The organism is Candidatus Hepatobacter penaei, assembly GCF_000742475.1.
Lineage (GTDB): Bacteria > Pseudomonadota > Alphaproteobacteria > Holosporales > Hepatobacteraceae > Hepatobacter > Hepatobacter penaei.
In genome coordinates, this window is record NZ_JQAJ01000001.1 from 294,827 (window position 1) to 317,094 (window position 22,268).

The window sequence follows — 22,268 nt, forward strand, 5'->3', positions numbered from 1 at the left end:
CCCATGACCACACTTCCGCCGCCTGAACAACAGCCCCCCTCTCCCCAAACCCGTTTGTGGACGCAAATAAACAAGCTGAACCCCTCGCAGCGCCAAGGGGTGGAAACAACAGAAGGCCCCGTGCTGATTTTGGCCGGTGCGGGCACGGGCAAAACAACCGTGCTCACCACACGCTTGGCCTATTTGGCCCTTGAAAAGCAATGTTCTTTTTCCCATATGTTGGCCGTGACGTTCACCAACAAAGCTGCCAACGAAATGAAGCAGCGCCTCAACGCCTTTTTTGGTGGAGACGATACTTTTTATCCCTGGGTGGGCACGTTTCACCACATTGGGCTGAAGATATGCCGACGTTATCACGACCTTTTGGGTCTGCCACCCCGCTTTTTGATTATGGATAACGAAGACCAGCTGCGTCTTCTGAAACAAGTGATGAAAGCCCGTCAGATAGATGAAAAAGCCTATCCGCCCAAATTATTTTCGTGGGCCATTGGTCGCCTGAAAGATCGTGCCCTCGAACCCCATCAAGTGACGCCCACAGAAGCCACGCGCCTTTTGGGCGCCGACAAAAGTCAATTGCTGATCAGCCTTTATACAGATTATCAACAGGCCTTGCACCGCTGTGGTGGCGCTGATTTTGGCGATCTGATTCTGTTGTGTCTCAAACTCTTTCGCGAACATCCCGATATTCTACACAGCTATCAGAAAAGGTTTCGTTATCTGTTGGTGGATGAGTATCAAGATATCAACGTGGCCCAATATGTGTGGCTGCGTTTGCTGGCGGCGGGCGAGCGACCGCATATATGCTGTGTAGGAGATGATGATCAATCTATTTATGGATGGCGCGGCGCCGAAGTCGACCACATTTTAAAATTCGAGCAGGATTTTCACGGCACCACCTTGATTAAGTTGGAAGATAACTATCGCTCCACCTCCTCTATCTTGCACGCAGCTTCTGGCTTGATTGATCACAACAAAGGCCGTTTAGGAAAAACACTGCGTGCCGCCGCCACACACCCCCAAGAAGAAAAAGTCCGCATCAAAAGCACGACCGACGATAGATCTGAAGCCCGTTTTATTGCCCATGACATCCACACCATGCTTTCAGCTGGTCATAAACCAACCAGTATCGCCGTTTTGGTGCGGGCCACCTTTCAAACCCGAGCCTTTGAGGAAGCCCTTTTGGGGCTGGGCATTCCCTATCGTCTGGTGGGATCCACGCGCTTTTATGAGCGCCTTGAAATCAAAGATGCCGTTGCTTATGTAAAACTCATGGTAAACCCCACAGACAATTTGGCCTTTGAGCGGGCCCTTAGCACCCCCAAACGCGGTGTTGGCGCCACCACCCTTCAAAAGCTTTATGCCCATGCTCGCATGCATAACCTCTCTCTTTGGGAAAGTCTTGAGGATTGTTTTACCGGCGGTGGCCCTCCCCTCACCAAAAGCGCCTTGGCTAAGTTGATTGCCTTCGTGACGGACATCAAAGCCTGGCAAGCCTTGATGCATGAAGAAACCCCTTCCAAAATAGCCGAACATGTGCTTGAGAAATCAGGCTATATGCAACACTGGCGTCACGCGAAAGGGGATGAGGCCCAAGGGCGCCTGGAAAATTTACGAGAATTGCTGAAGGTGCTGACAGATTTTTCATCCTTAGATGAATTTTTAGAGCACATCAGCCTTGTCACCGACAACACCAAGCAAGAAACGCAAGAAGCCGTACAACTTATGACCCTCCACACCGCCAAAGGGTTAGAGTTTGATACGGTGTTTCTGCCGGGCTGGGAAGAAAATATTTTCCCTCATCCCAAGGCCCTAGAAGAATCAGGGGATCGCGGCCTTGAGGAAGAACGACGGCTGGCCTATGTGGGCATTACCCGCGCCAAACGCAAAGCCACCATCACCTATGCCCAGCGGCGCAGCTTTTTTGGCGGCGGCTGGCAACCCAGCTTTCCCTCACGCTTTTTAGATGAACTGCCAGCTACAGCCATCGAACATGAAAAGCGCATGCCTTACATGCCTTCATCAAGAACGCCCTTGTCAGCGTCACAGGCAACCACCCCCCCCTTTTTGAAGACAGGAACACCACTATCCTCTGAAAGCGGCTCCTCTTCACCATCAGAAGGTTTTTTTGCAAAAGGTACACCTGTGCTGCACAAGGCGTTTGGTGAGGGCGTCGTTGTAAAGGCAGAAGGCCCCATTATCGTGGTAGATTTTGTAGGCGTCGGCGTGCGCAAGATCATGGCGCGCTTTTTAGAAAAAAAATAAGAGAACAAACGCTAAAAACAATCCTTTGTGCTTTTATAGCTAAAAAAGAATCGATGTTCTTGCTCTTTTGTGATAGTAGCTTGAAAAAAAGCTTTTTTGTGCAAGAAATCACACACGTGTGCTTGCCGAAAAAGCGATAATTCTTGATCAACAGTGAGGTTTATATGAAATTCTTTTTTTTGTTAACCAGTATCTTTTCTTTAAGCGCCTGGCCCATGAATGCTATGGACATAGCCAATCCAGAAGCCACAGATGGGGCGAGCATCACGCCAAACCACCCCGCTTGCGCAGAAAAAGACACGCCCTTTCCCCCCTCACTGAAAGGAAAAGTGACGCCGGCTCTTATCATTCCTGGCGATTGTGTGTCGGATGGGGAAAGAAAGGCATCTATGCTTTATATCACGTACAAGGATGATCTGTGTCAAATCCGCTATGTAGACACGCCTCAAGAACTTACTGCTCTCGCTGGGGCCATCCAAAGACAAGCTGGAGAGGTGATTGTGACTGATGCATCATACACCTCCTCTCAGACCCTCGATGACCTTTTTCATTGGCTCATCACCCCGCTCACAACCCAAAAAAAAATACCTGCCATGCCAGAATATACTCTTTTCATCAATGACCCCATAGCCTTGGCTGACCCAAAACATGCCCTTAACAGCCAAAAACTAACCCATGTGATATTCACAAAAAGTAATCGTACACCTCATCGCCTGCGCTACCTTTCTGCCCCCCTCACCTCGATCACCTATGTTACCATAAGTAAACCTCTTTTTTGGGATGTGGAGCGCTTTCCCAAGCTCAATCACGTTCACACACAGGCATCTCCTTTTTTCTTCCCAGGTTACTTTTTAAACACGTCCATTGTGCATGATGCGTCTTGGAAAAACATTGCCCCTTCGTTTGCCTATGCCGGTGCCTATGTGGGATACGGAGATTTGGGTCAACAACCGCGCACCGGCGTCAAAAGCCACATAGCGTTCTTTGCACACGGAGAAGATCCATGGGGCATTGGCGCACAGCACTGTACTGTAACCTATCCTGGTCTTAGAAAAAATTCTTCTATAAATAGTGTGCCTGAGTATAGCCCCACAAATTCTGCAAAGATAAATTACTGGAACGGTCTTCCCGATGAAATGGTGAGGAGAGTTATAGAAATACTTTCTGGTAGAGATGTGATCGCCTTCAAAAACACTTGCAAACGCTTTGAGAGAATTGTCTTGGGCAAAAGAAGTAACAAAAAGTTTTATCAAGACATACTGGCCCACACTTCGGGCTTCGATCTTCCAAAAAATGCGAAAAATGCTTTGTTTGAAGCGCCTTTTGTCACCATTAGCAATAATCTAGAAGTCCGCAGTAAAGAGGGGCTTTTTGACTGTACGCTTTCTCTACCCTACGACCAGGATGTGATAACACAAAAAAATATTCGTGCAGGTTTTAACATTCACATCCTTTCAGACATCGCTTCTTGCAAGCAAGATCAATCCTTTTATCAACGCATTGAACTCACCCTGTTTCCCGGCGACCAACCTCAGAAAAAATTGCTAACGGTGGGGCCCTTTTATCGACATGTCCTTGAAGGAGGAAACGCCCGTTTCGAACTTTTGCGCCAGCTTCAGTTGATCATGGTCTCTTCAAAACTCATAGCTGACGACTGGCATGCCAAACACGCTGCGTAAGCCCCTTACATAACACACCCATAGCCTTGGAGACGGTGTGTGGACACCCTCCTTGGCTTCCCTTTTAAACTCGGTGCAGCCTTCTTGCCTCCTGTGAGGATGCTGACCACCCTTGCAGCTCACACGATTATTGATGTTGGAGTTCGGGACACATCCATGACCATGAAACGTGTCAGGTGTTGAGTTTTTCTTTAATCTCTTGCAATGTTAGCCGACGTTTTTTCATTTTTTGAATGGTCAACACATCTTGCACGGCTTCTTCCGCATAAAGATGATACCCCGCCTGCGTGATGCTGGCCGCTTTGAGCAACCCTTCCTTTGTCCAATAACGCAGCGTAGGAACCGTTTCCCCCACACGCTTGGCCAACGCGCCAATTTTCACCCATGCTTGATCTACATCTGTTTCGGGAAGAGGTTCTTTTTTAACCACCCGCAAGGGGGAAACTGGCGAGGATGGTGAAACTGGCGGCGGCGTAAACGTCGTGGCGGCTTCCACCCCTTCGGCCAGAAGGGCAAGCAGAGCCTCCTTGTTTCCCCGAAAAGGCTTTGAGAGTAACGGAGGCGGATATCCATGTCGCAAAAGCACCAGTGTAGCCATCCATTGAGCAAGGTCCGTAGTGCGTCCCTCAAAGGGTTGAATTAACAAAAGCGCATGGGCAGACTCTGCGGCAAGCCACAAGGGAGAATCTTCAGCTGAGGCAAGCCAAGAAAAAAACTGTGTCAACAAGGGATCGATATCTTTAGCTGGCACCACCTTGACACCCATGCCGCCATCCCCTTGACTTTGGCGCCAAGACAAAGGGGCAATGCCCAACAAGGCGGCCAACCCAAAAAGGTCTTTCTTGTCTAAGGTTCCACCCTTATGATGCGCGCACCACCTCAGCAACGCTAGCGCGGAAAAAAACGCGTTCACGTCACGAGGTTTATCAACCGTGACGGCCTCTTGCCCTTCGCGCAAGGCCATGGCTTTTTGAAAAGAAAGCGAAGGCGCCCATTCTAATGATTTGGCCACAAGAAGTGTGTCCCACAATTCATGGTCCTTAGAAAAAGAAACTGCTTTTTTTTGTTTTTCTTCTATATCCTGCCACTTCATGATCAGCACTCTACCCCCCTTGTATGCAATATAGCAATTCCTCTTTCTACACTCTTTTGGTTCTCAGAGTATTACGATTTTATGTGAGATGACAGCGAAGGAACAAAAAATCGTACAATCATAAGAAATAGGCCAAGCGCACAAAAATAAAAAGGCATGGGGAATAACGTGCCATTATGAAGCAGCCCCATACCCGTTGTTACGCTTGAGATGATGGTATAATAAAAGCACACAAAAAATGAGGCCGCCGTGCCGGACACTTTGCTATACCCCTCAAGGGCAAGAGACAGGCAGTTAGCAATGGTCAATCCACGTCCAAAAGCGACAATCAGCATACAGAAAAAAGTCAAGATCACATAGCTCATGCGGGAACCATCATAAAAATAAAGAAGTGACACCAGTACCGCAAAGATCAAACTTCCTGAAAAAATGATCACCTGGCCCATCCTTAAAATAGTGGAGGATTCATAAAAATTATGGAGATATTTTGAGTAACGGTTACCCAAAGAACCTGCTAACGCAAAACCCGCAAGTCCAGCACCGTAGGTCATCGGCGTCAGACCTAACATATTGATAAGATAAAACGGGCCTTCGGCGTTATAGCTAAACACAAGGCCATTGGAGATCCCAACGGTGATTCCACAAATAATGATCTTCGGGTCTTTCGCCATGGAAAGCACCAGTTGTCGCACCATCGCTTTTCCCCGACGCTCTTTATCCAGCGTTTCGGGAAGATGAAAAAAGGCGATGAAGGCCACCATCACACCGCACATCATCAGGACCAAAAAGATGGCCTGCCAGCTGATATATTGATCGACAAAACCACCAATGAGAGGGCCAATGGCGGGCGCTAATGACAAAATAGAACCAATGGTTGAAAAAGCTTGGCCACGTTGTCGCCCCCGATAAAGGTCATGTGCCATCGTTTGCCCTAACACCACCCCCACACTGGCCCCTAAGGATTGCACAATACGCCCCACAAAAAGCGAGGTAATGCTTGTGGATAAAAAGCACAATAAACACCCCACAATATATGTCAAAAACCCGCCAAACAAAATGGGCCTGCGGCCATATTGATCTGACAGACGCCCCCATAGGATTGTGCCCAAAGCTGTCCCTACAAAATAAATGGACAATGTATATTCAATCCAGGCACTCGGGACATTCAGGTTGTTGGCAATATTCGGAAGTGCCGGCGTGTACATGGTTTCCGACAAAATAGGAAACCCTGCAACCATGGCAATCAGCCAGACAGAAGGCACCGCACCAGTAGGAAAATGTTTTTGTAACAACCGACGTCAACACAAAAGGGGAACTTATCCTTAGGAAACGACAAAAAAAGCGTTATGGCAATGCATGAAATTTATCTCTTTTGGTTACCTGAAATAAAAAGAAGATCTACCATTTATGCGAAGCTAGGTCATTGACCTGCATTACATGTGCACACATCAAAACTCCCACGCTCATTTGGCAAAATAAAAGATAAAAAAGTGATATTCATTTTTTTTGACCGACCCTTATCAAGGGTTATCCATGCCACGGTAAACCCGACAACTTTACGCCTGCTTTCTCTGCCAGCGTGCATAATACATTTCTTGTAACTTCGTCCACCCCTTCTGGGGCAAAGGCACCTATATCCAACGATTGCAAATGGGCCTCTTTCAAAAAGATGACACCGAGATGAATCGCTATCACCTCATGCACCTCTTTGAGAAGAATATGATTGTAGCCCACGGACAGTTGGCGTGTGTGAGGCCTGAATTGTGCCAGAAATGTCTTGACGTGTTGAACGGTGAGCCCGCTGTTTTTCTTATAAACCCGTGAGCTTACGTCCAGATTCTTAATATCAGCCATTTTTGATCCCAAGGCGAGTAGAACCTTCCCGTTGTTAATACAGTCTTGCAAAATCAGTGTCGCAAGTGATGAGGGTAATTTAACCTCAGATACATCACCGCCCATCCCACGAATACGGTTGCCCGAAAAGGCCATAGATTCAATGTGGGGCGGCAGAAGTGTGAACCACTCACGCAGCGTCATAGAAAAAGGATGACTTCCACGTGTATGAAAAAGAGGTCGACTATCCTGTTCATATGAAAAACAGTCTACAATCGTAAGCGTCTTAAGCTTCTCCATGAAAGGAATCTTTTTCAAGAGAAGGTCTTTATCTAGCAGTGCACTCTGCAATATAAGCTCTACCAGCTGATCACGCCTTTCAAAAAGAGCGTTTTGTGGTGCCATATAGATATCCCGCACTTCCAGAGAACGTAATGTTTTCGGAAAAAAGTCACCCATATGAAAAAACAAGGTCTGTTCTTGCCACTTATTGTCATGGCTTTTCCTATCATCCACATTGGCGTCGATACTGAGCAACTCTAGAGGTTTATTCTTAATTGTTTCCCCCAGCGTCCTCATCGCATCTAAATAGGACCTGAATGTCTCTAAAGGATAAAAAGCAGCATCTGATAGCTCAGTAGACTCAAAAGAAAGTCTCTTCAACAAGGGCATTTTGGAAAGAATATTATTCAAACATCTAAGTTTTTGACCTCGTTCAATTCCGCTGCTCTCGCTTTCGGTAAAACTGACCTCCCACATCTCAAAAGATGTCAAGCCGTTCAAAAAGAAAGGAGCATTCTCAGATACCTTATCTATAGAAGACAGTAACTCTGAAATACCTTCATCATGATATAAAATACCTGGACTGTAAAAAAGGTTGAGTTTTTTCAGAGGATGCTTTTTTCGGGCTAATATCGTAGACAGATATGAAATTTTTTTCATCATATCTTGAGATGACTTATTCCACATAAGCTGCCATGGAGCCAGCGGGATGAAAGAATTTTCAGAAACATTGTCGAGATGGATATCTAAAAATTTGCGATAAGGTAAAACGCGGGCATGAACAATGTCTCGAAACCGCTTGCATGTAGATGTGATGTTTTTCACATCTGTGCTATCTTCAATGGCAAGATCAATGATTTTATCCAACATTTCAGCCGGCAGCATTTCTATAGGAGAGCGGCCCTGATACTGCCTTATTTCACAAGATAAGCCGTGTGCTGTTGATTCTTTTTGTAAGCATTCAGAAGGTGCCGAGCGTTTTTTAGAGGACGGCTCTGCTAACATCTCAGGATGAAGATTACTTACCTTATCAAAAGTGCGTCTTGTTGCAAATAAAGAAAGGGATGAAGATAAACAGACACACAAAAAAAGAACAATATACATAAAAAACAATACTCACTCACAACATAACTAGTTTTGCCGCAGGCATGAATATTGTAGCATAAAAGGCAAGACTCAAATCAAATGTTTTTTATAAGTGCTTGAGAACGCTCAGCTTGGCACAAGAAGAAATATTTTTTTCTACAACCCAGTAGGACGGAATAAAATTGTTTCTCCATAATGGACAAGAATTAAGAAAGAAAACGAAGATTAAAAAAGTCTTTACGCATACCGCTCCTGCGTATGTATTAAGGCAGAGTGTGATTGTTACGGCATCTCAAGCAACCTTTTAACCCTGCACGAAAGGCTATTATGCATGGAGATATATAAGGCCTTTTAGGTCACCAGTCATGCTAATCACAAGAGACAACGAGCCCTCGTATCTTTGGAAATACGTGAGAAAAACCGGCTAGTGCGACAAAAAGGAACGACCCGTAGAAAGATGCTCGTCAAAAAGACGTTGATCTTCTGCTGTCCACGCCACGGGTGTAAGCGGCTTAGAAAGGGCCCTTTTCAGCACATCATCAATGCGTGAGACCAGCACAATATCCAAACCCCTTTTGATATGACTGGGGATATCTTTTAAATCACGCTCGTTATCTTTGGGAATCAGCACCGTTGTTAAACAGCTTCTGTGCGCCGCCAACAGTTTTTCTCTCACCCCGCCAATGGGCAGCACACGACCACGCAAACTGATTTCACCTGTCATGGCCACATCACCACGCACAGGGATCCCCGTGAGTACAGAAACAATGGAGGTGCACATAGCCACACCTGCTGAGGGTCCATCTTTAGGCGTTGCGCCTTCAGGCACATGCACGTGAATATCTCGCGTTTCAAACACCGTGGGTTTTACGCCATAATCAATGGCCCGCGCGCGCACAAAGCTGGAAGCAGCACGAATAGATTCTTGCATCACTTCCCCCAATTTGCCGGTGGCGGTGATCCGCCCCTTGCCGGGCAACATCAGGGCTTCGATGTGCAACAACTCGCCGCCCACTTCTGTCCATGCCAAACCTTTCGTTACACCCACAGCATTCTCAAGCCCCGCTTCTTCTGTATGAAAGCGCGGCACGCCGGCGTGTTTTTCAAGATTTTGTGTGGTGATGTTGAGGCGCTTAATCTTGCCTTTATCAATCAGACGAACTGTTTTACGGGCTAGGCTTGCAATGACGCGCTCAAGGTTACGCACACCTGCCTCACGACAATAGTTGCGAATCAACGTGCGTATGGCCTTTTCACTCAAGGTAAATTCGCCCTTCTTCAAGCCATTAGCCGTTTTTTGTCTGGGGATCAGGTGTTTTTGCGCAATATGCACCTTTTCATCCTCCATATACCCAGCCAGCGACACCGTTTCCATACGATCCAACAAAGCTGGATGCATCTGCGCGCTATTGGCTGTCGTCACAAACATGACCCGCGAAAGATCAAAACCCAGCTCCAAATAATGATCCTGAAAATGCTCATTTTGCTCTGGATCCAATACCTCCAGCAAGGCAGACACAGGGTCACGACGCCAGCTTGAGCCCAACTTATCAATCTCATCCAAAAGAATAAGCGGATCTGAGGTTTGAGCCTTTTTTAGGGCCTGCAAGATCTTCCCCGGCATCGAGCCAATATAAGTGCGTCGATGGCCACGAATCTCAGCCTCATCTTGAACGCCGCCCAAAGCAATGCGCACAAACTTCCGCCCCGTTGCCTTCGCGATGGATTTGCCCAAAGATGTTTTCCCCACACCAGGTGGGCCCACAAGGCACAAGATCGGGCCTTTGATTTTTTCTACCCGTGCGCCCACAGCGAGGTACTCCAAAATACGCTCTTTAATTTTTTTCAGGCCATAATGGTCTTTGTTAAGCGTGTCTTCAGCCTTGCTTAAATTGCGCTGCAACCGCGTATACTTGCCCCAAGGCAGCGCCAGCAATGTTTCAAGATAATTACGAATCACCGAAGCTTCTGCCGACATCGGGTTCATGTTTTTCAGTTTCTTCAGCTCTGATTTCGCCTTGACGCGGGCTTCCTTCGAAAGCTTGGTGGATTCAATCTGCTTTTCTAAGACGCTAAAGTCATTTTTATCGTCTTCGCCCTCACCAAGCTCCCGTTGAATGGCCTTCATCTGCTCATTGAGGATGTATTCGCGATGATTCTGCTCCACCTGGCTGCGAATTCTGTTTTTGATGCGCTTTTCTGCCTGATGCATCTCCACTTCAGAGTCTATATAGCCAATCAACAGCTCCATACGCTTAGCCAAAGACACTTCTTCAAGAAGGTTTTGTTTCAGCCTCAAATTACGCAGCGGCATATGACCAGCAATGGTGTCCACCAATTGGGAAGAATCTTCAACTTGGTTAATCGAACCTAAAATATCTGAAGCCCCTTTACGGTTAAGACGAATAAAATGGTCAAATTCACTGAGCAGCGTCCGTTTTAAGGGCTCAAGGACGGTGTCACCCTCAATGATCGTTTCAAAAGGGGCCGTCTTGACCTGAAAAAAATCATCATCAGGGCCAAACTCTTTCACACGCACCCGCTCGCCACCACGCACCAACGCCTTGATGGTGCCATCCGCCAACGTCAACACCTGAATCACTGTGGCCAGCGTGCCCACCTCAAAAAGACCGTCCACAGACGGTTTGCTTAACAATGGATCTTTTTGTGTTAACAACACCACCTCACGGGTTTTGTCCACCGATCTTATGGCTTGAACGGATTTATCCCGGCCAATAAACAGCGGCACAACCATGTGAGGAAAAACGACAATATCTCGAAGAGCGAGAACAGAGAGAAAACCTTCTTCTAATTCTTGTGTCAAGCACATCTCCTATCAAAAGTTTGATTCACTCAGAGAGGCTATTGTGACAAAAAATGAAAAAAATTTCAACTCCCCTTTGCGGTTCTTTTGTTGATATCGCGTGATGTATAGGTCACCAAGGGATCTTTTTGTTTATCAAGACACTCCTCATTGACAATCACCTCATCCACATTTTTAAGAGAGGGCAACTCATACATGGTCTTGAGCAACAGTTCTTCAATAATCGATCTGAGCCCTCTGGCCCCCGTTTTGTGCTTCATAGCACGTTGAGAAATTTTGAGCAGTGCTTCGTCCGTAAAATTAAGACGTGCGTTTTCCATATCAAAAAGACGCTTAAACTGCTTAACGATGGCATTCTTGGGCCCTGTCAGCACTTCAACCAACGCCACTTCATCGAGATAGTCCAGCGTGGCTACCACAGGTAGACGGCCCACAAATTCAGGAATGAGGCCAAATTTAATCAGGTCATCGGGCTCCACATCATGCAAAAGGTTGGCATCTTTGTGTTCATCACCAATAGAAGCACCAAATCCGATGGACGTTTTCTTCTTTTTATTGGTCATCAGCTTTTCAAGGCCTGAAAAGGCCCCGCCACAGATGAAGAGAATGTTGGTGGTGTCAATCTGCAAAAATTCTTGCTGAGGGTGCTTGCGCCCCCCTTGTGGCGGCACAGACGCTGTGGTGCCTTCCATAATCTTGAGGAGCGCTTGTTGCACACCCTCGCCTGAGACATCTCGCGTGATGGATGGATTGTCAGATTTGCGGGAAATTTTATCAATTTCATCAATATACACGATGCCTTTTTGTGCCCGCTCCACATCATAATCGGCAGCTTGCAACAGTTTGAGGATAATGTTTTCCACATCTTCCCCCACATAGCCCGCTTCTGTCAGTGTGGTGGCATCTGCCATGGTAAACGGCACATTCAAGGTGCGGGCCAGGGTTTGGGCAAGCAGTGTTTTACCGCACCCCGTGGGGCCAATCAACAACACATTGGATTTGGCCAGCTCAACATCGCCATGGCCTAAGGATTGAAGACGTTTATAGTGATTATAGACCGCCACAGAAAGAATCAATTTAGCGCGATCTTGCCCCACCACATAGGCATCCAGGTTTTCTCTCAGCTCTTTAGGAGAAGGGATGTCACCTCCCTCTTTCCGCAGCACTTGCCGCTCTTCTTCACGAATGATTTCTGAACACAGGTCAACACACTCATCGCATATATAAACCGTGGGGCCAGCAATAAGCTTGCGCACTTCTCGCTGGTCTTTACCGCAAAACGAGCAGCACAAAATACCATTCACGTCAGATCCACCTTGTCTCACCATGCCACGTCCTCTAAGCTAAACAAAATCACCCTCTCATTACACCCATTATATTCCGGTGAAACTTAACGAGTTTCAAACGGGCATCCCAAAAGGCAGATAAATCCAAGGTGCACCCTGTTTTTTTATTTGGCATTCTTGGCTCCGCGATGAGTCACCACCTTGTCCACAAGGCCAAATTCTACAGCTTCTTCAGCCGTAAAAAACCGATCTCTTTCCATATTATTTTCAATGTCTTTCAGAGATTTTCCTGTTTTCTGGCGATAGATCTCATGAATGCGTTTTTTCACAGAAAGAATTTCACGCACCTGGATTTCCATGTCGGTGGCCTGACCTTGCGCGCCCCCCAGCGGTTGGTGGATCATGACGCGGGCATTAGGCAGGATATGCCGTTTCCCCTTTGCCCCCGCACACAAAAGCAAAGACCCCATAGACGCCGCTTGCCCAAAGCACAAGGTCGACACATCAGACTTGATGTATTGCATCGTGTCAAAAATCGCCAGGCCTGAGGTGACAACGCCACCGGGGGAGTTGATATAAAAGAAAATATCTTTTTCAGGCTCTTCTGATTCCAAAAAAAGCATCTGCGCGCAAATGAGGCTGGACACATGATCATCCACAGGCCCTGTCAGAAAGATGATGCGCTCTTTTAGCAGGCGAGAAAAAATGTCAAACGACCGCTCCCCGCGCGATGTTTGCTCAATGACCATGGGAACAAGTGTATTCATGATAGTATCTGACATAAATCCTCTCTGCTTGTTGATAGGGCTCACGATGCTTTCGGCTGCACAGACTCTTCCTCTTCAAGGCGCTTTTCAATCCCTGCTAAAGAAAAAGTTTCCTCTTGTTGAGGTTTCTTTTTTTCAATCAATGCGCGTACAATTTTATCTTCGAACAAAGGGCCTTTCAAAGCGTCAACGGCGGCCGGATTTTTTTGATAATAGGCCAACACCTGTTGCTCACGGCCAGGATGCTGTTGCATCTCTGCCAGAATGGCGCCTTTAAGCTCTTCTTCGGTCAAAGAAACACCCAAGGTTTCCCCAAGCCCTGACAACACAAACCCCAGGCACACACGGCGGTGGGATACGTTCTTAAAAAAGGTGTCCAGCTCTTTCTCTGTTTTATCAAACGTCTTGTGAAGGGCTTCTGCATGAGCCTTGGCCGCTTTTTTCTCCTCAGGGGACGCCGATGATGGCACAGCCTGTCCAAAGGTTTTTGGCATGTCACGCACAGGTAACCCGGCCTCCAGCCACGCTGTCTGCCAAAGTTTTTGATATTCTTCTGTCACCAGGCTCTCAGGCATATCCTGGGTGTTATGTTTGGCCAAATAATCAAGGATTTGTCTTTTTAACCAAAAGAAGGAAAGTTTTTCAGCCTTTGCCTTCAATTCGTCCTGAGCTTTCTTACGCACATCATCCATCGCCTTCACACCCAAAGCTTCGGGCAGATCCTTGACCCCTGCCAGGGCAGTGCGCTCCTTCACAGCCACCACGGTATATTTAGTAGGCACTTTTTTGCCGGCAATGGTTTTATCCGCCTCTGATTTGGGAATAGGTGTTTTTCTTTCCACCACATCCCCTGGCTTCACACCCACACACTTTTTGAAAAGTGCTTCCCCCATATCTTGCTCATGCACCCAAAGCTCCATGCCTTCCATGGTTTGTCCAGGTTTGCCTGGCGGCGTCACCTCAACATTCACCACCAAAATGTCACCGGGTTTGCTGGGTCTTTTGATCTCCACAGATTTTTTATAATTTTGCGCCCATGCCTCTAAGACCTCATCCACATCTTTATCTTTGATGGATATCTTTGCTTGCGACAACGTTAAGTCATCCAAAGACACCTTACCCACCTGAGGTTTCAGATCAAAGGCGATGGAAAACACCAAAGGCTTGGCCATATCCTGAAGAGAAGGTTGTGAAACGATGGCATAGGCAGGCTGGCGCGCCACCTCAATGTTTTTGTCCTTAAAAAAACGAGCGCCCTCATCCGAAATGGCGCGCGAAATGGCTTCACGTAAGGCGTGCTCACCAAACTTTGCTTTCAAGATGGGCGGAGGAATCTTGCCAGGGCGAAACCCGGCTATCTTTTGCTGTGACCCCCAGCGTTGGAGTTCATCCTCAAACAAATCTTCAACCACCTTGGTTGCCACGGTGATCTCCACCTTTTGGTAGAGCCCACGTTTTTCCACTTCCTTGACTGACATGTTGTCCTTTCACCTCTCACACAACGTCCTTGGTGCGGGCGGAGGGACTTGAACCCCCACAACTTGCGTCACCAGAACCTAAATCTGGCGTGTCTACCAATTCCACCACGCCCGCCTTAAAAAATATTTTCCGCGCCAGATATCTTTTCAGATCTCTTGACTTTACCCATCAAACGTTGACACTCTCCCCACAGTTAATCCTTTCCACGCGAGGTGTCAATGACACACGAAGACCTTATTCACGATTGTTGGGAGCAAGGTACAGCCCCTTCTGCTTCTGTTTTTAAGAACATTCTAGACAATCTTGATGAAGGAAAGCTTTGTGTTGTATCAAAAAAAGATAATGGGTGGCACGTCAACGCTTGGATCAAAAAAGCCATCTTGCTCTACTTCCGGCATCACAAAAGCACATGCATGAACACGGGTGGACAGGCTTTTTATGATAAAATCCCCCTTAAATGTGAAGGGTGGGATGAGCAGCGTTTTGAAGCCGCTGGGTTTCGGATGACGCCAGGAGCCACCGTCAGGCGCGGCGCGTTTGTGGCACCATCGTGCGTGGTGATGCCCAGTTTTATCAACATCGGCGCCTTTGTGGATGAGGGCACCATGATTGACAACATGGCCTATGTGGGATCATGCGCATTTGTGGGCAAGCGCTGCCATATTTCAGGATCGGCCGGCTTAGGCGGGGTGCTTGAGCCCATTCAAGGAACCCCCGTCATTGTGGAAGATGATTGTTTTGTGGGGGCTGGGTGTCAAATTGTGGAAGGTGTGCGTATTGGCCATGGATCTGTCATTGGCATGGGCACCACCCTAGGGCAATCCACAAAAATCATCGATCGCCGCACGGGCAAACGCTATCAAGGGGAGGTCCCCCCTTATTCTGTGGTGGTGCCCGGCAGCTATACAGACAGCCATCAGCCAGGGCTCGCCCTTCACTGCGCCGTGATTGTCAAAACCGTGGACGCCCAGGTTCGCGCAAAAACGGCAGTCAATGAGCTATTGAGGACATAGCGGTCATGAACCTGCTCACCACTCTGGCCCAACAAATTATACGCGCCCAAAGTATCACGCCAGATCCTGCCGAAACTTTTGATATCATCGGCACCTTTCTCAAAAATAAAGGCTTTACCCTCACATTTCAACGCTATAAATCTGTGACCAACATGTGGGCTTATAAAGATTTTTTGTCCCAAAACCCTAAAGTTAAACATAACACTAAACACTTAATGTTTTTAGGCCACGTTGACGTGGTACCGCCTGGCCCTTCTCAAGGATGGACGCACCCTCCTTTTGGTGGTGAGATTCATGATCAGGTGCTGTGGGGTCGCGGCGCTGTAGATATGAAAGGAGCACTGGCCGCGTTTTTGGCCGCGCTCGATACCTATGAACCTGCCTTCGGCACCCTGAGTTTGCTGCTTACCAGCGATGAAGAGGGCCCAGCTTGTCATGGAATCAAGAAAATGGTGCCCTGGATGACGACCCACGCCGCCGACCGTTTTCCTCCTGACCTTTGTTTGGTAGGCGAACCCACCAGTGATGCGTTTATTGGGGATAGCCTGAAAATTGGACGCCGGGGCAGCTTGACGGGCACATTAACGATTCGGGGGAAAAGTGCGCACATTGCCTATCCAGAAAAAGGGGTTAACCCCCTTCCCCCGTTGCTGGCTGCCTTGCATCATCTGCACCGCACGTTGCCTCAACGATTGGAGGCATCCGCCTCTCTTCCTTCTGCCCCGGCCATGGTGGCTGCCTCCACACAAACCCACGGGAAGAAAACGGCCCCCCCAGGTAACACGTGTTATCTTGATGAAGGATATGGTCCCTTTGCCCCGTCTCACCTGACCCTCACAGGTCTTGAAAGCGATACATGCGTGATGAACATGCCCCCTGCTGAAGGCACAGCCCACTTTGGCATACGCTTTAACCCACACCACCAAGGAGCGACTCTTGAAGAGCATATTCGCGACATCGTGTCACAGGTGCTTTCTCAAGACTATGACCTCTCATTGTCTCTTCACGGCGAGGCCGACCTTGTGCGCGATGAAAAGGCGATTTCTTTGCTAAGCCACGCCATCACAAAGATCACCCACAAAGACCCAAAGCTGATCACAAATGGGGGCACAAGCGATGGACGCTTTTTTGCCAACCTATGCCCTGCCATCGAGCTGGGTCTTAAGTGCGACACCATGCACCAAATCAATGAGCGCGTACCATTAGAGGACCTTGCGACCCTTAGCGCCCTTTACACCTCGGTGCTATCATCTTTTTTTGACAATGAGGTGGCCTCTTCTAACACGGCGACGGCTTTTTCAAGCTCTTGATCTGAAAGCGTGTCCAAAGACCATAACGGGTGAGACGCCTTAGATTCGCGGAAAAAGCCCTTCTCTTTCCCGATCAGCTCTTTGGCTTTGAGGGCCGCAGCAAAATTCCCCGCCAAAAGAGCGGCCTGAAAAAGCATATCAAGATCATGAGAAAATTTTTCACGGACACCACCAGAAAATTTAACGATACGCGCTGGGCCGCGCTGACTCTTTTTTTTAGGTGCGATCATGGGAAGGTCATAGACGTGATGACTCTTGACCTCAAGATACAGGATGCTAGGATAAAAAGGTAGAGAATTAACCTTTTGCAAGGGTTTTTTTTCTAGATTTTGCTAGGATTTAAGAAGAATTTTTGTGCTTCCCATTATTTTTCCCTATGCTGTCTGTGGACATTGTGTGATCTTGCTGTTGACATTGCCAACGATGTGGTGCCCTGTGGGCGAAGATTTCTCTGGTGAGACAATCTTATTGTGATTATCTTGTTTTTTGTTGTGGGCGGGCTTTGCCTTTTCTCAGGGGTCTTATCTGCTGCGGAAACGTCCCTGACAGCTGCATCACGCATACGCCTTCACCAGCTTAACAACCAGGGCTTTGGCCATGCGGAAACGGCCCTTTCTTTACAAAAAAATATGACACAGGTGATTGCCACCTTATTGCTGGCCAACACCATGTCTCTTACCTCCCTCACCGCACTGGCCACCACCCTTTTTACCCAATGGATGGGTGAGGTGGGGGTGTTCTATGCCGCCTTGTTGCTGAGCGCTTTTATCACGATCTATCTTGAGGTCTTGCCCAAAATCTTTGTTTTCTCTAGGGCTGAACGTGTATCCATGGGTTTGGCACCCTTTGTTTCTGTGTTGGTAAAGGTTTTTAAGCCCCTCACACGACTCGTAGATAGCTTAGCGCACATGTCACTTAAAATCTTTGGGTTCTCCACGCAAAAAGGAGCGACACAGCTGTTGGGCCTTGAAGAACTGCGTGGCGCGATTGATCTGTACCACCCCACAGATGGCACATCCAACGAACGGATGATGCTAAAAAACATTCTGGATCTCACGCAGGTCACCGTGTCAGAGGTGATGATTCACCGCAATCACATGTTTAGCTTGAATAAAAAGCTTGAAACAAAAAAATTGATTTCACGCGCCCTGGGCTCACCCTTCACGCGTATCCCTTTATGGCAAGGTGACCCCGAAACCATTGTGGGACTGCTGCACATCAAGGCGCTGGCACGAGCCCTGGAAAAAGAGCCTGAAGAACCCGTGGATATCAGCAAAATTCAAACAGAACCGTGGTTTATTCCTGAAACCACAACCCTCACCGACCAGCTGCGGGCCTTTAAAGAACGGCGCGAGCATTTCTCGTTTGTGGTCAACGAATATGGTGCCCTTACAGGCATGGTCACCTTAGAAGACATCTTGGAAGAGATTGTGGGGGATATTCAAGACGAGCACGATGCCCCCATTGCCGGCGTCACGCCCTTGGCAAAGAACCGGTTTCTTGTGGATGGCAGCATGACCTTGCGTGATTTAAGCCGCAACCATGGGTGGCACTTTTCAGACACCAAACCCACCACGCTGGCGGGTCTCATCCTTGACATTGCGGGGTATATTCCCAAAACCCGTCAAACGTTTCATGTGGATCACTTTTCCATCAAGGTGATAGAAAAACGGCGCAATCAAATCACCCGGCTTGAGGTGACGCTCCACCCCACCCATGCAGGCAACCACCAAGACAACGCCCCCTAGGCAACCAATCTACAACGCTTTGTTTGTCAAAAATAAAGCGTTTTATGAGACAGTGCGCCTGACTTTCCTCATGTCCTGCGTGTGTCTCTATGTCTGTTTGCCAAGAAGTCACTTCCTTGGGAGAATCCTCTCCAAATCCTGTCAGCGGGTTCACACACACAGGAGAAACAGATGATTTTGACTTTGCATCCAGTTTCTCTCTGTTCCTCCACACGTTTCAGGCCACCCCTGACATGGACCAACCTGGAGCACTTTCCCCTGAAAAAACTCAAAAGCTAAGCCAAGAAACTGTGCCGCCTGATGTTCTGGCATCTGAAGAAAAGGCTTCCTCTGAGACGTACCCCCCCTTAGCCACCCAGGTATCAGGACCAAAAACGCCTCACAAGGCCCACGAACAAGCCTTTCTCCCCCCCGCTTTGTCAGAGTCAAGCCGTGAAACAACGGATCATCCCTCTTCTGTGCCTCTACAAGAGCAACCTGTCAACCAAGATGCCGCCCCAAGAGTTACCGAACGCGCTTTAGAAAGCACTCCATCAGACAAGAAAGGGATGGCCCCATCACAAAAGTCCACCAAACCCTTGGCCAGTGTTTCAAGGCTCGTTTCGCCAGAAGCCGCGCCTCCCATAACCATGCCTACAGTGTCTTCGGCACCGCCCCTCGTGTCTGTGGCCTCGATTTCGCCTTCCTTTTTGTTGAGCCAAGTCACCACGGCGCTTCAGGGGCTAACCCATACAGGTCCAAGTGAGAACACCACCCTTGAACTGACCCTTATTCCGCAAGAGCTGGGCCGCTTAACCATTGAAATGAACTTTGAGGGACCGAACATGGAAGCCCTCTTTCATGGCAACACGCACACACTGCAGCTTTTGAAAACCCACCAACACCTTTTGATCGAAACGCTTTCCCATCAAGGTATTGCTGTGAAGGATCAGGGCCTTTCTTTTGGCAAAAACAATGACCCTGAACGCGAAACACCGCAGCCTGATCCCCCGACTTCTGCGCCCTGGATGGGCAAAAAAGCTGTAGGCGCCCTTTATCAACGACTCAAAGAAGGAATTTTTGCATGACCCTGCCACCTCCTTTAGCGGCCACCTCATCTGCGGCCTCCCAAACGTTTTCCTCACCTCTTGAAGTGTGGGCCCACACACAGCAAGCCAAGCCCCATGGGGAGGCAGACAGCGCCCAACAAAACAGCACCGAGCTGTTTATGGCGATGCTCAAAAGTGTATCAAGCAATCCGCTAGGAGACACAGACCCTTCCAAAGGTATGCAGATCATCCAAGATATGATTCGCACCCAAGCCTCTATCAAAGAAGGAGAGCGGTTGAAAGACATGGTGCAGGCTTTGCAAGACAACAACCGCCTTCAGGCTGCCAATTTGGTGGGCAAAAGTGGGCAATTCTATACCAACAGCTTTTCTGTCAGCGCCAACCACAAAGATGCTGTCTCTTATGAGGTGCCCGAAGGATCTCACCTGAAAGGCGTTGTGATTGACGTATTTAATGGCTATGGGCAAAAGATTCAGCAATTGTCAGGACCGGCCACCGATGGATTTCACACCCTCGATTCTTTGGTCAACACATTGCCTGAGGGGCGCTACCACCTTCAGGTGTCAGGCACCTCTCATGACGATCGCGCGGTGGCATTGTCACCTCTGATCACATCAAAGCTCACCCGCGTGGTGTTTGAAGGCGGCAAAATCTGGTCTGGCTCTTCATCAAGCCGGCTATTTCCTTTGGAAAGCCTGAAAGGGCTTGCCCCTCACAGCGCCGCCATTCCATCTATCCTAGAAGGAGCCCTTAGCCATGCCAACATCACCTAACGAGATTGTTCGCGCTGTCCCCGCCTTTTGCACCCAAGGCGATGCCTCAGATATCTCTGCCACAGGCATGGATGTATATGAAGAAGGTGTGGCTCATTTTGCTAAGCATTTGGCGAATGTGGAAACCATAGGCTATATGCACGACAACCTGTGCCATCTGACCAATGGTCCCCATGGTGAAACCGTGCGCGGCGTGGAGATGAACAATTTTGACGTGAGTGCCAGAGGTCCGATGCGCCATACCGAGCGCGAGCTGGACATCGGTGTGCGGGGGCGTGGGTTTTTGTTGGTGGATGCGTCAGGCAGCGCAGATGAAAGCGCCGACACCCTTCCGTGCGCTAAAACCACCGGTAGTTTTCAGGTGGATGCCAGCGGCTATGTCTATGATGAAGGCGGCAACACCTTGTTGGGCAAAAAAATTAACAACGATGGCACCGTGGATCCCTGCAGCCTCATGTCTGATCTCGATCGCGTAAAAATGCCCATGACCTTTAACCAGGCCGATGCCACCGAAAATGTCAGATTCAACGGCATTTTACCTGCTGATAACGTGTCTCTTGGTGACACCCATGAAAGCGCCGTGGATGTGGCGGATTCACTCGGGGTAGGTCACCAGTTTCGCTTTACCTGGACCTTTTTGGCCCCACGCGTGTGGCAAATGACCCTTCAAGATTCCACCAACACACCGGTGTTTCAAGAGACAGCTGGTGGTAACTCATGGGTCGATGGCAACAATGCTGATGGCATTTTTGCCACGCGCGGTGGCGCCGTGGTTCATTTTACAGAAAATGGGGATTATAGTGGCGCCGTGGCGGCCACAGACGCCAATTATGTGGCGTGGGATAATGCCTTGCGTGCCTATGAAGCGGCGAAGATCGTGAACGACCACGCCACCATCTTGTTAGACACCAACCCCACCATGACCAAAGCCGATTTTGACGCTCAAATTATGGCCTTTGCGCTTGCCACTTATCCTGCCAGAAATCTGGCTGCTGCAGATACCATTGAATATACATCGTCTCAAGACATTGTTGCGGACCTGACCGGTGTTGCAGGCACTATTGGTGTTGGCGGGCCCTTTGTGAACGTCAATGCCATCAAAGCAGCGGGCACCACAGACATCACAGGCAAACAAACAACCCTTGGTAACACGTGGAACACCCTGTCTCCCCAATTCACGCCCCAAAGCATGCCGCCTAAGGTGTTTGCCCAAGGCTGGCTCAACAGCGAAGGGGTGCCTGTGGGATCAGCAGACAGCACCATTGCCCTAGATCCCAGCACCATGGCTCTTTCTGGCAACCAATATCAACTGCAAACGCCCGAGCAAGATGGGCGTATGGCCGCCCCTTTCAAAGGCATTAGCATCAGCGATACCGGGGTGATTTCTTCTGAATTTTTTGGTCAAGACCCCAAACCTGAATGGCAGTTGTTTTTGGTGAACTTTCCCAACAACAACGCCATGGAGCAACATGGGAGGAACCTGCTTCTTCCCACCATTGAGTGTGGCGACCCTTATGTGCTTTCTACCCCACTTACCTCCAATTTGGGGGCCACACAGGCCAAATCTCTGGTGACATCCAACGTAGATGATACAAAAACCATGTTAGGGAGCCAAAAAATGTCGATGGCCACGCAAATGAACACCACGGTGTTCAAAATCGCGGTGGATCTTGACAAGTTCATTATTGGCATGATCTCACAAACGGCCTAACTTGCACAAAAAATAAGTGTAGCGAATGTCATAATTATCTTGCTTTTTTGTTTTAAAAGTGAAAAAATTTGCA

At 48.5% G+C, this 22,268-nt stretch carries 16 protein-coding genes and 1 tRNA gene; 8 read left to right on the forward strand and 9 right to left on the reverse strand.

Annotated features, from left to right (window positions below; all coding sequences use genetic code 11):
• Positions 1-3 precede the first annotated feature (3 nt).
• Positions 4-2,262 (forward strand): ATP-dependent helicase, encoded by a 2,259-nt coding sequence (locus IG82_RS0101640; protein WP_031933931.1) that lies wholly within the window; start codon positions 4-6, stop codon positions 2,260-2,262.
• A 164-nt stretch (positions 2,263-2,426) separates the two neighbouring features.
• Complete coding sequence (locus IG82_RS0101650) at positions 2,427-3,941, forward strand: F-box protein (RefSeq protein WP_031933932.1); 1,515 nt, start codon at positions 2,427-2,429, stop codon at positions 3,939-3,941.
• 172 nt (positions 3,942-4,113) lie between these two features.
• On the opposite strand, the gene IG82_RS06840 is transcribed toward IG82_RS0101650, so the two are convergent.
• The 8 genes from IG82_RS06840 to IG82_RS0101695 form a co-directional block, all read right to left on the reverse strand.
• Positions 4,114-5,034 (reverse strand): helix-turn-helix domain-containing protein, encoded by a 921-nt coding sequence (locus tag IG82_RS06840; RefSeq protein ID WP_156095298.1) that lies wholly within the window; start codon positions 5,032-5,034, stop codon positions 4,114-4,116.
• A 71-nt stretch (positions 5,035-5,105) separates the two neighbouring features.
• On the reverse strand, positions 5,106-6,296 hold the full coding sequence (locus IG82_RS0101660) for a multidrug effflux MFS transporter (protein ID WP_031933934.1): 1,191 nt from the start codon (positions 6,294-6,296) through the stop codon (positions 5,106-5,108).
• Between the two features lie 265 nt (positions 6,297-6,561).
• Positions 6,562-8,253 carry an F-box protein gene (locus tag IG82_RS0101670; RefSeq protein ID WP_031933935.1) on the reverse strand — a complete coding sequence of 564 codons (1,692 nt, stop codon included), beginning with the start codon at positions 8,251-8,253 and terminating at the stop codon, positions 6,562-6,564.
• A gap of 406 nt (positions 8,254-8,659) precedes the next feature.
• Positions 8,660-11,059, reverse strand: a complete 2,400-nt coding sequence (gene lon, locus IG82_RS0101675) for an endopeptidase La (RefSeq protein WP_332840769.1) — start codon at positions 11,057-11,059, stop codon at positions 8,660-8,662.
• 65 nt (positions 11,060-11,124) lie between these two features.
• Positions 11,125-12,387 (reverse strand): ATP-dependent Clp protease ATP-binding subunit ClpX, encoded by a 1,263-nt coding sequence (clpX, locus tag IG82_RS0101680; RefSeq protein ID WP_031933937.1) that lies wholly within the window; start codon positions 12,385-12,387, stop codon positions 11,125-11,127.
• A 122-nt stretch (positions 12,388-12,509) separates the two neighbouring features.
• Positions 12,510-13,112 carry an ATP-dependent Clp endopeptidase proteolytic subunit ClpP gene (gene clpP, locus IG82_RS0101685; RefSeq protein ID WP_216476118.1) on the reverse strand — a complete coding sequence of 201 codons (603 nt, stop codon included), beginning with the start codon at positions 13,110-13,112 and terminating at the stop codon, positions 12,510-12,512.
• 41 nt (positions 13,113-13,153) lie between these two features.
• On the reverse strand, positions 13,154-14,590 hold the full coding sequence (locus tag IG82_RS0101690; protein WP_031933939.1) for a trigger factor: 1,437 nt from the start codon (positions 14,588-14,590) through the stop codon (positions 13,154-13,156).
• 30 nt (positions 14,591-14,620) lie between these two features.
• Positions 14,621-14,705: transfer RNA gene (locus tag IG82_RS0101695), tRNA-Leu, on the reverse strand.
• 104 nt (positions 14,706-14,809) lie between these two features.
• On the opposite strand from IG82_RS0101695, the gene IG82_RS0101700 reads away from it, so the two are divergent.
• Together IG82_RS0101700 and IG82_RS06565 are read left to right on the forward strand one after the other, a co-directional pair.
• The gene (locus tag IG82_RS0101700; RefSeq protein WP_031933940.1) at positions 14,810-15,604 is read left to right on the forward strand and encodes a 2,3,4,5-tetrahydropyridine-2,6-dicarboxylate N-succinyltransferase; all 795 of its coding nucleotides are present in this window, start codon (positions 14,810-14,812) and stop codon (positions 15,602-15,604) included.
• 5 nt (positions 15,605-15,609) lie between these two features.
• Entirely contained in the window at positions 15,610-16,914 is a 1,305-nt protein-coding gene (locus IG82_RS06565; RefSeq protein WP_040333048.1) for a M20/M25/M40 family metallo-hydrolase, read from the forward strand.
• Here IG82_RS06565 and IG82_RS07140 read toward each other — a convergent pair.
• Entirely contained in the window at positions 16,836-17,144 is a 309-nt protein-coding gene (locus tag IG82_RS07140) for a hypothetical protein (protein WP_156095299.1), read from the reverse strand. The genes IG82_RS06565 and IG82_RS07140 overlap by 79 nt on opposite strands.
• Positions 17,145-17,384: 240 nt before the next feature.
• Here IG82_RS07140 and IG82_RS0101725 point away from each other — a divergent pair, with 240 nt between their 5' ends.
• The 4 genes from IG82_RS0101725 to IG82_RS0101740 all read left to right on the forward strand — a co-directional run bounded on the left by IG82_RS0101725 (position 17,385) and on the right by IG82_RS0101740 (position 22,195).
• Positions 17,385-18,662: an HlyC/CorC family transporter gene (locus IG82_RS0101725; RefSeq protein ID WP_052545594.1), complete on the forward strand. Its 1,278-nt coding sequence runs from the start codon at positions 17,385-17,387 to the stop codon at positions 18,660-18,662.
• Between the two features lie 89 nt (positions 18,663-18,751).
• Positions 18,752-19,729 (forward strand): flagellar hook-length control protein FliK, encoded by a 978-nt coding sequence (locus IG82_RS0101730; RefSeq protein ID WP_031933943.1) that lies wholly within the window; start codon positions 18,752-18,754, stop codon positions 19,727-19,729.
• On the forward strand, positions 19,726-20,484 hold the full coding sequence (locus IG82_RS0101735) for a flagellar hook assembly protein FlgD (RefSeq protein ID WP_031933944.1): 759 nt from the start codon (positions 19,726-19,728) through the stop codon (positions 20,482-20,484). The genes IG82_RS0101730 and IG82_RS0101735 overlap by 4 nt, the downstream gene beginning before the upstream one ends.
• Positions 20,468-22,195 carry a flagellar hook protein FlgE gene (locus tag IG82_RS0101740; RefSeq protein WP_031933945.1) on the forward strand — a complete coding sequence of 576 codons (1,728 nt, stop codon included), beginning with the start codon at positions 20,468-20,470 and terminating at the stop codon, positions 22,193-22,195. The genes IG82_RS0101735 and IG82_RS0101740 overlap by 17 nt, the downstream gene beginning before the upstream one ends.
• Positions 22,196-22,268 lie beyond the last annotated feature (73 nt).

Bases quoted from the DNA above. Each gene is read 5' to 3' on its own strand.
- IG82_RS0101690 (WP_031933939.1), bottom strand. From the start codon at position 14,590: ATGTCAGTCAAGGAAGTGGAAAAACGTGGGCTCTACCAAAAGGTGGAG.
- IG82_RS0101670 (WP_031933935.1), bottom strand. From the start codon at position 8,253: ATGTATATTGTTCTTTTTTTGTGTGTCTGTTTATCTTCATCCCTTTCT.
- IG82_RS07140 (WP_156095299.1), bottom strand. From the start codon at position 17,144: ATGATCGCACCTAAAAAAAAGAGTCAGCGCGGCCCAGCGCGTATCGTT.
- IG82_RS06565 (WP_040333048.1), top strand. From the start codon at position 15,610: ATGAACCTGCTCACCACTCTGGCCCAACAAATTATACGCGCCCAAAGT.
- IG82_RS0101650 (WP_031933932.1), top strand. From the start codon at position 2,427: ATGAAATTCTTTTTTTTGTTAACCAGTATCTTTTCTTTAAGCGCCTGG.
- IG82_RS0101640 (WP_031933931.1), top strand. From the start codon at position 4: ATGACCACACTTCCGCCGCCTGAACAACAGCCCCCCTCTCCCCAAACC.
- IG82_RS0101740 (WP_031933945.1), top strand. From the start codon at position 20,468: ATGCCAACATCACCTAACGAGATTGTTCGCGCTGTCCCCGCCTTTTGC.
- IG82_RS0101735 (WP_031933944.1), top strand. From the start codon at position 19,726: ATGACCCTGCCACCTCCTTTAGCGGCCACCTCATCTGCGGCCTCCCAA.
- clpP (WP_216476118.1), bottom strand. From the start codon at position 13,112: ATGAATACACTTGTTCCCATGGTCATTGAGCAAACATCGCGCGGGGAG.
- IG82_RS0101730 (WP_031933943.1), top strand. From the start codon at position 18,752: ATGTCTGTTTGCCAAGAAGTCACTTCCTTGGGAGAATCCTCTCCAAAT.
- IG82_RS06840 (WP_156095298.1), bottom strand. From the start codon at position 5,034: ATGAAGTGGCAGGATATAGAAGAAAAACAAAAAAAAGCAGTTTCTTTT.
- clpX (WP_031933937.1), bottom strand. From the start codon at position 12,387: ATGGTGAGACAAGGTGGATCTGACGTGAATGGTATTTTGTGCTGCTCG.
- IG82_RS0101700 (WP_031933940.1), top strand. From the start codon at position 14,810: ATGACACACGAAGACCTTATTCACGATTGTTGGGAGCAAGGTACAGCC.